The sequence below is a fragment of the Pseudomonas sp. NPDC087803 genome, from assembly GCF_044742995.1.
GTDB lineage: Bacteria > Pseudomonadota > Gammaproteobacteria > Pseudomonadales > Pseudomonadaceae > Aquipseudomonas.
The window spans coordinates 12,945-25,476 of the sequence record NZ_JBIUVO010000016.1 but is presented as its reverse complement, the minus strand read 5'-3'; the positions used below and the strand labels follow the sequence as shown (position 1 = coordinate 25,476).

12 protein-coding genes and 1 tRNA gene are annotated in these 12,532 nt (G+C 60.1%); 6 read left to right on the top strand and 7 right to left on the bottom strand.

Annotation, left to right across the window (positions count from 1 at the left end; all coding sequences use genetic code 11):
- The first annotated feature begins 64 nt into the window (after positions 1 to 64).
- The gene (locus ACIOUG_RS11815; RefSeq protein WP_401065538.1) at positions 65 to 892 is read left to right on the top strand and encodes an arylamine N-acetyltransferase; all 828 of its coding nucleotides are present in this window, start codon (positions 65 to 67) and stop codon (positions 890 to 892) included.
- A 15-nt stretch (positions 893 to 907) separates the two neighbouring features.
- On the opposite strand, the gene ACIOUG_RS11810 is transcribed toward ACIOUG_RS11815, so the two are convergent.
- Positions 908 to 1,240, bottom strand: a complete 333-nt coding sequence (locus tag ACIOUG_RS11810) for a BrnA antitoxin family protein (protein WP_401065536.1) — start codon at positions 1,238 to 1,240, stop codon at positions 908 to 910.
- A 3-nt stretch (positions 1,241 to 1,243) separates the two neighbouring features.
- Complete coding sequence (locus ACIOUG_RS11805) at positions 1,244 to 1,528, bottom strand: BrnT family toxin (protein ID WP_401065533.1); 285 nt, start codon at positions 1,526 to 1,528, stop codon at positions 1,244 to 1,246.
- 253 nt (positions 1,529 to 1,781) lie between these two features.
- Here ACIOUG_RS11805 and ACIOUG_RS11800 point away from each other — a divergent pair, with 253 nt between their 5' ends.
- Positions 1,782 to 3,305, top strand: a complete 1,524-nt coding sequence (locus ACIOUG_RS11800; RefSeq protein ID WP_401065530.1) for a nucleobase:cation symporter-2 family protein — start codon at positions 1,782 to 1,784, stop codon at positions 3,303 to 3,305.
- Between the two features lie 202 nt (positions 3,306 to 3,507).
- On the opposite strand, the gene ACIOUG_RS11795 is transcribed toward ACIOUG_RS11800, so the two are convergent.
- Positions 3,508 to 3,583 (bottom strand) — tRNA-Asn (locus tag ACIOUG_RS11795).
- Positions 3,584 to 3,593: 10 nt separating this feature from the next.
- Between ACIOUG_RS11795 and ACIOUG_RS11790 the strand changes: the two genes are divergently transcribed.
- Together ACIOUG_RS11790 and ACIOUG_RS11785 are read left to right on the top strand one after the other, a co-directional pair.
- Positions 3,594 to 3,815 carry a hypothetical protein gene (locus tag ACIOUG_RS11790; protein WP_401065527.1) on the top strand — a complete coding sequence of 74 codons (222 nt, stop codon included), beginning with the start codon at positions 3,594 to 3,596 and terminating at the stop codon, positions 3,813 to 3,815.
- A complete protein-coding gene (locus ACIOUG_RS11785) occupies positions 3,812 to 4,042 on the top strand; it encodes a hypothetical protein (RefSeq protein ID WP_401065524.1) in 231 nt (76 codons plus the stop codon). Before ACIOUG_RS11790 ends, ACIOUG_RS11785 begins: the two co-directional genes overlap by 4 nt.
- Here ACIOUG_RS11785 and ACIOUG_RS11780 read toward each other — a convergent pair.
- Together ACIOUG_RS11780 and ACIOUG_RS11775 are read right to left on the bottom strand one after the other, a co-directional pair.
- Positions 4,039 to 4,239 (bottom strand): hypothetical protein, encoded by a 201-nt coding sequence (locus ACIOUG_RS11780; RefSeq protein WP_401065522.1) that lies wholly within the window; start codon positions 4,237 to 4,239, stop codon positions 4,039 to 4,041. The genes ACIOUG_RS11785 and ACIOUG_RS11780 overlap by 4 nt on opposite strands.
- Positions 4,240 to 4,461: 222 nt before the next feature.
- Positions 4,462 to 5,658, bottom strand: a complete 1,197-nt coding sequence (locus tag ACIOUG_RS11775; protein WP_027611521.1) for an amino acid aminotransferase — start codon at positions 5,656 to 5,658, stop codon at positions 4,462 to 4,464.
- 336 nt (positions 5,659 to 5,994) lie between these two features.
- On the opposite strand from ACIOUG_RS11775, the gene uvrB reads away from it, so the two are divergent.
- Positions 5,995 to 8,010 (top strand): excinuclease ABC subunit UvrB, encoded by a 2,016-nt coding sequence (gene uvrB / locus ACIOUG_RS11770; protein WP_401065519.1) that lies wholly within the window; start codon positions 5,995 to 5,997, stop codon positions 8,008 to 8,010.
- A gap of 123 nt (positions 8,011 to 8,133) precedes the next feature.
- Here the strand turns inward: uvrB and ACIOUG_RS11765 are convergent, their stop codons facing one another.
- Both ACIOUG_RS11765 and ACIOUG_RS11760 read right to left on the bottom strand, forming a co-directional pair.
- On the bottom strand, positions 8,134 to 9,684 hold the full coding sequence (locus tag ACIOUG_RS11765) for an MDR family MFS transporter (RefSeq protein ID WP_401065516.1): 1,551 nt from the start codon (positions 9,682 to 9,684) through the stop codon (positions 8,134 to 8,136).
- Complete coding sequence (locus ACIOUG_RS11760; RefSeq protein WP_401065513.1) at positions 9,674 to 10,723, bottom strand: HlyD family secretion protein; 1,050 nt, start codon at positions 10,721 to 10,723, stop codon at positions 9,674 to 9,676. The genes ACIOUG_RS11765 and ACIOUG_RS11760 overlap by 11 nt, the downstream gene beginning before the upstream one ends.
- A 229-nt stretch (positions 10,724 to 10,952) precedes the next feature.
- On the opposite strand from ACIOUG_RS11760, the gene gltX reads away from it, so the two are divergent.
- Positions 10,953 to 12,434 (top strand): glutamate--tRNA ligase, encoded by a 1,482-nt coding sequence (gene gltX, locus ACIOUG_RS11755; protein WP_401065512.1) that lies wholly within the window; start codon positions 10,953 to 10,955, stop codon positions 12,432 to 12,434.
- The last annotated feature ends 98 nt before the right edge of the window (positions 12,435 to 12,532 follow it).

Sequence of the window (12,532 nt, the reverse complement as noted above, 5' to 3'; positions counted from 1 at the left end):
CAATCCCGTATACATGTCGGCCATCGGCGCAGCGATCCGCGGCCACATGCAAAAGGACTGAGCAATGAGCGAGCCACGTCTGGCGAATCCGACGTTATACCTGCAACGCCTGGGGTTCGACGTCCCGCCGGCACCCACGCTGGACACCCTGCGGCAATTGCAGTTGCGCCATACCGGCATCTTCCCCTTCGAGAATCTGGCGACGATCACGGGCGTCCCGGTGCTGATCGATCTGGCATCGGTCGAGCAAAAAGTCCTGCACGGTGGCCGTGGTGGTTACTGCTACGAATTGAACAATCTGTTTCTGGCACTGCTGCAGGAGTTGGGCTTTGAAGCCCGTGGCATCTCCGGGCGCGTGGTGCTGGCGCAACCCGAAGGCACGTGGACGGCGCGCACTCACCGCTTGAGCCTGGTGATCATCGACGGCGAGCGCTACATCACCGATGTCGGTTTCGGCGGCATGGTGCCGACCGCACCGCTGCTGCTCGATACCGAGGCTGAACAGTCGACACCGCACGAGTCCTATCGCATCGAGAAACAGCCCGATGGCTACATGCTGCGCGCCAATGTCGCGGGGGAGTGGCGCGCGATGTACCTGTTTGACCTGCAACGCCAGGAAGACATCGACTACACCCTCGGCAACTGGTACGTCTCGACCCATCCCGAGTCACCGTTTGCCCAACGGCTGATGGTCGCGCGTACTGGCGCGGGATGGCGGCGGACACTGAATAACGGCAGCTTCGCGATTCATCACATGGGCGCTGACAGCGAGCGGCGCGAGGTGGCGGATGTCGATGAGTTGATCGAGGTGCTGGAGCAGGAGTTCGGCTTGCGCGTGCCTGACCAGCCCCACGTGCGCGAGGCGCTGGCGCGGCTGCTCGTACGCGCCTGATCACAGTGCCTGATCTCAGGGCTTGGCCTCCGGCTCGAGCACCCGGCGGATTTCCCCGACCGCCGCCGACAGCTTTTTTTCCAGGCTCTTGAGGTCGGCGGCAGTGATGCCTCTCTTGAATTGCCCGGAGTGCGCCGGCTCGGCCTGCTGCGCTTTGCCGTCAGCCTCCAGCAGGGCATGGCGCAGGGTGTTGTTGATCACGGTCTGATAACCAAACCCTTCGTTTTCCGCCACGCTGCGGGCGGCTTCGATCACGGCGTCGTCGAGCATGATGGTGATGCGGGTCTTGCCCTTGCTGGGCGCCAATACGCCACGCTTGCCCTGCGAGAAGTCGTATTCATCTTTCATCGTTCAAGCCTCCTGAAAATAAGCGCAACGCTCGCTCGGTGTGGCGACACGTGCAGAAATGATTCGTACGACGTTGGCTTCGCGATAACTGTACGCAACCACCAGCAAACGCCCCTTGCCGTCGAGTCCGAGGGTGATCCAGCGCTGTTCGTCATGGTCGTTGTCCTCGATCGTCAGCGCGCGCTTGTCATGAAAGACCGGCTCGGTCTCGGCAAGGCTGACGCCTCTGTGCTTGAGTTTGTTGGCTGCGTTCTTGCTTTTGTCGTACTGAATTTCGAATGACTTCATTATGCATACTTTATATGTATAAAAAAGAGCGCCGGTGCACCGCTGGTCGCCATGAACACTTCAGCCTAGTGCGATAAAAACCGGGGGCAGGAGGGGATGTGTTGCCGGATTTGTGGGAGATGGAGAGGGCGAGATAGAAGCTTGGGTGGCTACCTATCCATTATGTGACTGATAAGTTGTATACAACTCTATGGACATTTGTCCCGAGTATTGAATACAGTGTGCGCATAACAAAAACCAGGGAACCCCCCACATGAAAACGCCCCATGTTTCACACCAACGGCCCGAGGACGAAAATCTCGGGGTCGGCGCGAATATGGCTTACGGCCTGCAACATGTTCTGACCATGTACGGCGGTATCGTTGCGGTGCCGCTGATCATCGGCCAGGCGGCCGGGCTGTCGCCGGCGGACATTGGTTTGTTGATTGCTGCTTCATTGTTTGCGGGGGGGCTGGCAACACTGCTGCAAACCCTGGGTCTACCGTTTTTTGGCTGTCAGTTGCCGCTGGTGCAGGGCGTGTCGTTCTCCGGTGTGGCGACCATGGTCGCGATCGTCAGCAGTGGCGGAGAGGGCGGCTTCCAGTCGGTGCTGGGCGCGGTGATTGCCGCGTCGTTGATCGGCTTGCTGATCACCCCGGTGTTCTCGCGAATCACCAAGTTTTTCCCACCGCTGGTCACCGGCATCGTGATCACCACCATCGGCCTGACGCTGATGCCGGTGGCCGCACGCTGGGCCATGGGTGGCAACAGCCATGCGCCGGACTTCGGCAGCATGCAGAACATCGGGCTGGCGGCCGTGACGCTGGTGCTGGTGTTGTTGCTGAGCAAGGTTGGCAGTTCGACCATCTCGCGTCTGTCGATCCTGTTGGCCATGGTGATCGGCACGATTCTGGCGGTGTTCCTCGGCATGGCGGATTTCTCCGGTGTTGCTCAAGGGCCGATGTTCGGCTTCCCGACGCCGTTCCACTTCGGCATGCCGACGTTCCACTTCGCCGCGATCCTGTCGATGTGCATCGTGGTCATGGTGACGCTGGTGGAAACTTCGGCGGACATTCTGGCGGTCGGTGAGATCATCGGCACCAAAGTCGACTCCAAACGCCTGGGCAACGGCCTGCGCGCGGACATGCTGTCGAGCATGTTTGCGCCGATCTTCGGTTCTTTCACCCAGAGCGCGTTCGCGCAGAACGTCGGGCTGGTGGCGGTGACCGGGATCAAGAGCCGTTATGTGGTGGCCACCGGGGGGATCTTTCTGGTGATTCTCGGCCTGCTGCCGTTCATGGGCCGGGTGATCGCGGCGGTGCCGACTTCGGTGCTGGGCGGCGCCGGTATCGTGCTGTTCGGGACGGTAGCGGCGAGCGGGATTCGCACGCTGTCGAAGGTCGATTACCGCAACAACGTCAACCTGATTATTGTGGCGACCTCGATCGGCTTCGGCATGATCCCGATTGCCGCACCGAACTTCTACGATCATTTCCCGAGCTGGTTCGCGACCATTTTCCACTCGGGCATCAGCTCGTCGGCGATCATGGCGATTGTGCTGAACTTGACTTTCAACCACTTCACTGCCGGCAACTCGGATCAGCAGTCGGTGTTCGCCGCTGCAGAAGAGCGCACCCTGCGTTATCGCGACCTGGCGGCGCTGCGTGAAGGCGATTACTTCAGCGACGGCAAGCTGCATGATTGCGATGGCAAGGAAGTGCCGGTGATCGAGCCTGATGATCACGATCATGGGCATGGTGCGCCGAAGGTGCAGGCGAAGAGTGGCGAACACGTCTGATCGCTGACTGGATGAAAAAGGCCGATCTGTTGTGAGACAGATCGGCCTTTTTTATTTGAAGATCAAAAGATCGCAGCCTGCGGCAGCTCCTACAGGGGAACGCATTCCAAACTGTAGGAGCTGCCGCAGGCTGCGATCTTTTGACTTTTCGAGCGCCCACAAAAAAAGCCCCTGAATCTTTCGATTCAGGGGCTTTGCTATTTGGCTCCACAACCTGGACTCGAACCAGGGACCCAATGATTAACAGTCATTTGCTCTACCAACTGAGCTATTGCGGAATTGGTGCGTATGTTACTGATTCAAAAAGAGAAGTCAAGCATCAGAGTTAAAATTTCCGGTTTGAGCGGGACGGACGGTGTTTTGTCAGCGATTGGCGGTTACCAGAACCGCCTCACAGGTCTACCATGGCTGCCCGGAAGTGGTCACACGCGCTACCGGCCATTCGCCGAAAAGGTACGCGCCATGACTCAAACCGTTGTTGTTTCTCTTTCACGCGAGGTGTTCGTATGAGCGTCACGCAGATCAGCCTGCCCAAAGGCGTCGGCCCGCACGCCGAAAAACTCTTTGACGCGATCACCCAGGCCAGCACCCCTGAAGAACTGAACCGCGCCGGCGGCAAGGCCGAAGGGTTTGTACTGGGCCTGGAAAGCACCAAGGCGATCAAAAGCCAGATTGCCGAATCGCTCTACGTCGCCTATGACGATGCGGCCAGTCAGCGTGCGACGGAACTGGCTTAACCGCCGAAAGTGAACGTGCCCAGCATGAATCTGGCGTAAGCCGCGGTCAGCGCCAGTTGCACCAGCCACAGGGCCAGGCCGCCGAGGAATACCCCGGCGGCCACTTGCAGCACCAGGCTTTTGTCGCGTTTGGCCGGGGCGCGGGGGATGAAGTCATCCAGATCGTCTCGGTCGGCGTGCAGGTTGTCGTTTTTCATTTGGGTTCTCACAGAATGCCTGGATGTATACAAAACCTGTGGGAGCGAGCCTGCTCGCGAATGCTGTCAGCCACCCACAATGGCGACTGACCCACCGCATTCGCGAGCAGGCTCGCTCCCACAGTTCAGATTTGTGTGCAGTTTAGAGGGAATGTTGCATTCCTTCGGACAAATAAAAAACGGGAAGCCCCAAGGCTTCCCGTTTTTCATGACAAAGCGAAATCAGATGACCTGAACGATCGCATCCGTTACCGCTTTGATGTTGCTCTGGTTCAGTGCCGCGACGCAGATGCGGCCGGTGTCCAGGGCGTAGATGCCGAACTCGTTACGCAGGCGGTGCACCTGTTCGGTGGTCAGGCCGGAGTAGGAGAACATGCCGCGCTGACGGCCGACGAAGCTGAAGTCACGCTGCGGGGCTTTCTCGGCCAGCAGGGCAACCATCTGCTCGCGCATGCCGCGAATGCGCAGACGCATTTCCGCCAGTTCCGCTTCCCACTGCGCGCGCAGTTCCGGGCTGTTCAACACAGCGGCGACGATGCTTGCACCGTGGGTCGGCGGGTTGGAGTAGTTGGTGCGGATCACACGCTTGACCTGCGACAGCACGCGCGCGCTTTCTTCTTTCGATTCGCTGACGATCGACAGGGCGCCAACGCGCTCGCCGTACAGCGAGAACGACTTGGAGAACGAACTCGATACGAAGAAGGTCAGGCCCGATTCAGCGAACAGACGCACAGCCGCGGCGTCTTCGTCGATGCCGTCGCCGAAACCCTGGTACGCCATGTCGAGGAACGGCACGTGACCTTTGGCCTTGACCACGTCCAGCACGTTCTTCCAGTCGGCCGGGGTCAGGTCGACGCCGGTCGGGTTGTGGCAGCAGGCGTGCAGCACAACGATCGAGCCGTTCGGCAGGGCGTTGAGGTCGTCGAGCATGCCGGCACGGTTCACGTCGTGGGTGGCAGCGTCGTAGTAACGGTAGTTCTGCACCGGGAAACCAGCGGTTTCGAACAGCGCGCGATGGTTTTCCCAGCTCGGGTCGCTGATCGCCACAACGGCGTTCGGCAGCAGTTGCTTGAGGAAGTCGGCACCGATTTTCAGTGCGCCGGTACCGCCGACTGCCTGAGTGGTGACGATGCGACCGGCAGCGATCAGCGGCGAGTCGTTACCGAACAGCAGCTTTTGCACGGCCTGGTCGTAGGCCGCGATGCCGTCGATCGGCAGGTAGCCACGGGAGGCGTGCTGAGCAGCGCGAATGGTTTCGGCTTCGATCACCGCGCGCAGCAGGGGAATTCGCCCCTCTTCGTTGCAGTAAACACCTACACCCAGGTTGACCTTGGTGGTCCGGGTATCGGCGTTGAATGCTTCGTTGAGGCCCAGGATTGGATCGCGGGGTGCCATTTCGACAGCGGAGAACAGGCTCATTATTACGGCGGCTCTGAATGGAGAATGGAGGGACGTGTCGCGCTCCAGCCGAATGCACTAGAGCGGTGCACAAACGGGGAGCTAGTATAGAGGCCATCACTGAGCAATGGCGACAGGCGATTCAGCTTTTCCGGCAAGTTTTTCCGATTATTTCTTGACCGTTAGTCGATTGACTCTGTCAGAGACTTTACCGGATGTAGGACGTTTGCCTTGAAAGGCGAGGCAATCGGCTCCACATTGAGCACAATCTTCGTTTTTCCTTGGGCGACAACGGTCGTTTGCGGTCATCCCGCGGCTCGGCTGTTTTCTGCGCGAGCCGCGATCCCAGAGGTGTGTATGTCCGAATTCCAGCTAGTCACCCGCTTCGAGCCCGCCGGCGATCAGCCGCAAGCCATCCGTCAATTGGTGGAGGGCATCGAAGCCGGGCTGGCGCACCAGACGCTGCTCGGTGTGACCGGCTCGGGCAAGACCTTCAGCATCGCCAATGTCATCTCGCAGGTACAGCGCCCGACCCTGGTGCTGGCGCCGAACAAGACTCTTGCCGCGCAACTGTACGGTGAGTTCAAGGCGTTCTTCCCGAACAACGCGGTCGAGTATTTCGTTTCCTACTACGACTACTACCAACCCGAAGCCTATGTGCCGTCGTCCGACACCTTCATCGAGAAGGACGCGTCGATCAACGACCACATCGAACAGATGCGCCTGTCCGCGACCAAGGCGTTGCTCGAGCGCAAGGACGCGATCATCGTCACCACGGTGTCGTGTATCTACGGTCTGGGCAGCCCGGAAACCTATCTGAAGATGGTGCTGCACGTTGATCGCGGCGACAAACTCGATCAGCGCGCCTTGCTGCGGCGTCTGGCCGACCTGCAATACACCCGCAACGACATGGATTTTGCCCGGGCGACCTTCCGCGTGCGCGGCGATGTGATCGACATCTATCCGGCGGAATCCGATCTCGAAGCGATCCGTATCGAGCTGTTCGATGACGAGGTCGAGAGCATTTCCGCGTTCGACCCGCTGACCGGCGAAGTCATCCGCAAGATGCCGCGCTTCACTTTCTACCCGAAGAGTCACTACGTGACGCCGCGCGAAACCCTGCTCGACGCCATCGAACACATCAAAGTCGAATTGCAGGAGCGCCTCGAATACCTGCGCAGCAACAACAAACTGGTCGAGGCCCAGCGCCTCGAACAGCGCACCCGATTCGACCTGGAAATGATCCTCGAGCTGGGTTATTGCAACGGCATCGAAAACTACTCGCGCTACCTCTCTGGACGTCCGGCCGGTGCCGCACCGCCGACGCTGTATGACTATCTGCCGGCCGACGCCTTGCTGGTGATCGACGAATCCCACGTCAGCGTGCCGCAAGTCGGCGCGATGTATAAGGGCGACCGTTCGCGTAAAGAAACCCTGGTCGAATACGGCTTCCGCCTGCCGTCGGCGCTGGACAACCGACCAATGCGTTTTGACGAGTGGGAAGGGGTCAGCCCGCAGACGATTTTCGTCTCGGCGACCCCGGGCAACTACGAGGCCGAGCATGCCGGGCGCGTGGTCGAGCAAGTGGTGCGTCCGACCGGTCTGGTCGACCCGCAGGTTGAAGTACGTCCGGCGCTGACACAGGTCGACGATTTGCTCTCGGAAATCACCAAGCGTGTGGCGGTCGAAGAGCGGGTGCTGGTCACCACACTGACCAAACGCATGGCCGAAGACCTCACCGATTACCTCGCCGACCACGGCGTGCGCGTGCGTTACCTGCACTCGGACATCGACACCGTCGAGCGGGTCGAGATCATTCGCGACCTGCGTTTGGGCACCTTCGATGTGCTAGTGGGGATCAACCTCTTGCGTGAAGGTCTGGACATGCCGGAAGTGTCGCTGGTGGCGATTCTCGACGCGGACAAGGAAGGCTTCCTGCGTTCCGAGCGCTCGCTGATCCAGACCATTGGCCGGGCGGCGCGGAACCTCAATGGCCGCGCGATTCTCTACGCCGACCGCATCACCGGCTCGATGGAGCGCGCGATTGGTGAGACCGAGCGTCGTCGCGACAAACAGATCGCCTTCAACCTGGAAAACGGCATCACCCCGAAAGGCGTGTTCAAAGACGTCGCCGACATCATGGAAGGCGCCACCGTGCCCGGCTCGCGCAGCAAGAAGCGCAAGGGCATGGCCAAGGCTGCCGAAGAAAGCGCCAAGTACGAAGCCGAACTGCGCTCGCCAAGCGAAATCACCAAACGCATTCGCGCGCTGGAAGAGAAGATGTATCAGCTGGCGCGGGATCTGGAGTTTGAAGCGGCGGCGCAGATGCGCGATGAGATTGCCAAACTGCGCGAGCGGCTGTTGGCGGTTTGATCTTCATCGTCTGACCGGGCCTCTTCGCGAGCAAGCCCGCTCCCACATTGGATCTGTGTCTTACACAAATCTCCTGTGGGAGCGGGCTTGCTCGCGAAGAGGCCGGTCCAGACACCACAAAAATCAGTGAGCTTCCCCAGCCTTCAACCCCGCCGGCAATTTTTTGGTCAACAAGATCGCCAGCATGCTGATCCCCAGCGCAATCCCGACAAAGTGAAACGCGTCGTTATAGGCCATGATCAACGCCTGCTGATGCACGATCTCGCTCATCTTGCCCAGCGCCGCCGTGTCGCTGCCAAAACGGTCGGTCATCGAGGCCATGCGCTCGGCCACTTGCGGATTGGTCGGCACCACCGCTTCACGCAAATAATCGAAGTAGGTCTTGGTTCGTGCATCCAGTAGCGTGGCGAGCAGGGCAATGCCGATCGCGCCACCTAGGTTGCGCAGGATGTTGAACAGGCTCGATGCCGACCCCGCGTCCTGCGGCAGGATGTACGCGGTGGCAATCAGCGAAATGGTCACCATGATCAGCGGCTGGCCGAGGGCGCGGATGATCTGGATCTGATTGAACTGCGGCCCGGCGAAGTCCGGGTTGAGCACCCCCGACGAAAAACTCGCCAGCCCGAACAATCCGAAGCCCAGCGTGCACAGCCACTTCGGCGAAACGAACTTCATCAGCTTCGGCACCAGCGGAATCAGGAACAGCTGCGGCACGCCCATCCACATGATCACTTCGCCGATCTGCAGGGCGTTGTAGTTCTGGATCTGCGCCAGGTACAGCGGCAGCAGATAAATCGAGCCATACAGCCCGACGCCCATGCCAAGGCTGGAAATGCTCGACAGGCCGAAGTTGCGATTGCGCAGGATGCCGAGGTTGATCAGCGGATTGGGTTTGGAGATCTGCACGATGACGAAGGTGATTAGGCTGAGGAGGGCAATGCTGCCCAGCGCCACGATCAGGTTCGATTCCAGCCAGTCCTTGCGGTGGCCTTCTTCGAGAAACACCTGCAGGCAACCGAGGCCGATACCGAGGGTGAGAATCCCGGTGTAGTCGGTGCTTTTCAGCAGTTCCCAGTGCGCTTCCTTCTTTTCCAGCCCGTACATCAGCCCGGCGATCATGATCAGCCCCGGCGGAATGTTGATGTAGAAGATGTATTCCCAGCCCCAGTTTTCCGTGAGCCAGCCGCCAAGGGTCGGGCCGATGGAGGGGGCGAAGGTCGCGGTCATGGCGAACATCGCCATGCCTTTGGCGCGGTGGTGTTCGGGGAGTTTGATCAGGGTCAGGGTGAACGCGAGCGGGATCAGTGCGCCGCCGGTGAAGCCCTGCATGGCGCGGAAGACGATCATGCTTTCGAGGCTCCAGGCCATCGAACACAGCAGCGAAGACACCAGAAAACCCAGCGACACCCACACCGCCAGGCGCCGCGCCGAGAGCAACTGCACCAGCCACGCGGTCAGCGGGATCATGATGATTTCCGCGACCAGGTAGGAGGTGGAAATCCACGAGCCTTCTTCCAGCGTCGCCGACAACGCGCCCTGAATGTCCTTGAGCGAAGAGTTGGTGATCTGGATGTCGAGCACCGCCATAAAGGCGCCGAGCATCACGCTCATTACCGCAATCCAGTCCCGCCGGGTCGGTTCGCCGACCGGGCGGATCAGCGAATCACCGGCCATTGTCTGGGGCGTCTTTGATATTCACGGTGGCGGTGACCGACATGCCCGGGCGGATTTTGCCGTGCAGCGGGTTGTCGGCCTTGAAGGTGAGTTTTACCGGAATCCTTTGCACGACTTTGGTGAAGTTGCCGGTGGCGTTGTCCGGCGGCAGCAGGCTGAACTGCGCACCGGAGGCGGCGAACAGGCTGTCGACTCGCGCTTCGATCGGCGTGTCACTGTAAGCGTCGAAGGTCAGCTCGGCTTTCTGTCCGGGCTGCATGTGGCCGATCTGGGTTTCCTTGAAATTGGCCTGCACCCAGATGTCTTCGTCCGGGACGATCGACAGCAGATAGGCGCCGGCCTGCACCACCTGACCATTGCGCGCGGCACGCTGGCCGACCATGCCGCTGATGGGTGCGTGGATTTCGCTGCGGCTCAGGTTGAGTTCGGCTTGCGCCAGGTCGGCGCGGGCGTTGGCGATCTGCGCGTCAAGGCGTTTGATCTCGGCGCTCAGCGCGTTGACTTGCTGGCGCTGGCTCTGCGCGTCGGCCTGGGCCTTGGCCACTTGCGAGCGGGCGATATGGGCATCAGCGGAGAGGGTGGTCACCCGCTCTTCGGAAACGTAACCCGGTTTGCGCAAGGTTTCAGCACGCGACAAGTCCATCTGCGAGCGACCAAGCGTGGCCTGGGTGGTCGCCACTTGCGCGTCGCTAGCGGCGATCAGGCTCGATTGCTGGGTCAGTTTGCTCTGCGCCTGCAAACGCTCGGCTTCGCGGGTGGCGAGGGCGGCATTGGCGCGATCCACGGCCAGACGGAAATCATTGGGTTCGAGGCGTACCAGCAACTGACCTTTTTCCACGTGCTGGTTGTCCTGTACCAGCACTTCGTCGATGCGTGCGCTCAACTGGCTGGAGACGCGGGTGATCTCGCCCTGGACATAGGCGTTGTCGGTGCTTTCATAAAAGCGTCCCTTGAAAAACCAATGGGCGAAGAAGCCCCCGGCAATCAACAGAACCAGCAGCAGGAAAATAAACAGGCGACGCTTGAGTTGGGCAGGCATGAGGCAAACTGTAGTCGAGTAATTGTAAGGAAGGTTTTCTGCGGCTGAATCTGGCATACCGCCGATAAACGGTAAATGCCAACGGCTGATATTCGGCCCATCACCACGGTCTATGGGCGTTACAGACGCAAACTTGGCTTAAATGCCCTGCCCGCTGGAGCGGGGCGGGTGTCGCCTGTTACCATTCGCGGCTTGATTGTTTTGCTTTTCATTCTTTTCGAGACATGCCATGACCACCGTCCGCACTCGCATCGCGCCATCGCCTACCGGGGACCCCCACGTAGGTACCGCTTACATCGCATTGTTCAACTACTGCTTTGCCAAGCAGCATGGCGGTGAGTTCATCCTGCGCATCGAAGACACCGACCAGTTGCGTTCGACCCGCGAGTCCGAACAGCAGATCTTCGACGCCCTGCGCTGGCTGGGTATCGACTGGAGCGAAGGCCCGGACGTTGGCGGCCCGCACGGCCCGTACCGGCAGAGCGAGCGTGGCGATATCTATCAGAAGTATTGCCAGCAACTGGTCGACATGGGCCATGCGTTCCCATGCTTCTGCACCGCCGAAGAGCTGGACCAGATGCGCGCCGAGCAAATGGCGCGCGGCGAAACCCCGCGTTACGACGGCCGCGCGCTGCTGCTGTCGAAGGAAGAAGTCGCGGCCCGTCTGGCCGCCGGCGAACCGCACGTGATCCGCATGAAAGTGCCGACCGAAGGCGTCTGCGTGGTGCCGGACATGCTGCGTGGCGATGTCGAGATCCCGTGGGATCGCATGGACATGCAAGTGCTGATGAAGACCGACGGCCTGCCGACCTACTTCCTCGCCAACGTGGTCGACGACCACCTGATGGGCATCACCCACGTGCTGCGCGGTGAAGAATGGCTGCCGTCGGCACCGAAACTGATTCTGCTGTACGAATACTTCGGCTGGGAACAACCGGAGCTGTGCTACATGCCGCTGCTGCGTAACCCGGACAAGAGCAAGCTGTCCAAGCGCAAGAACCCGACTTCGGTGACGTTCTACGAGCGCATGGGCTTCATGCCGGAAGCGATGCTCAACTACCTCGGTCGCATGGGCTGGTCGATGCCGGACGAGCGCGAGAAGTTCTCGCTGCAGGAAATGGTCGACAACTTCGACCTCAAGCGTGTGTCCCTCGGCGGGCCGATCTTCGACATCGAGAAACTGTCGTGGCTCAACGGCCAGTGGCTGCGTGACCTGCCGGTGGAAGAGTTCGCCGCACGCGTGCAGCAGTGGGCGTTCAACTCCGAATACATGATGAAGATCGCACCGCTGGTACAGGGTCGCGTGGAAACCTTCAGTCAGGTTGCACCGCTGGGCGGCTTCTTCTTTGCCGGTGGCGTGAACCCGGATGCCAAGCTGTTCGAATCGAAAAAGCTCTCGGGTGATCAGGTGCGTCAGATGATGCAGTTGATCCTGTGGAAGCTGGAAAGCCTGCGTCAGTGGGAGAAGGACAACATCACCGCAACGATTCAGGCAGTGGTCGAATCCCTCGAGCTGAAGCTGCGTGACGCGATGCCGCTGATGTTTGCCGCGATCACCGGGCAGGCCAGTTCGGTATCGGTGCTCGATGCGATGGAAATTCTCGGCCCGGACCTGACCCGATTCCGTCTGCGTCAGGCGATCGACCTGCTGGGCGGCGTGTCGAAGAAAGAAAACAAAGAGTGGGAAAAGCTGCTGGGCGCTATCGCCTAAGCACTTGTGATTCCCTGTAGGAGCTGGCGCAGCCTGCGATCTTTTGCCGTTGGTCTTAAGAAGCAAGAGCAAAAGATCGCAGGCTGCGCCAGCTCCTA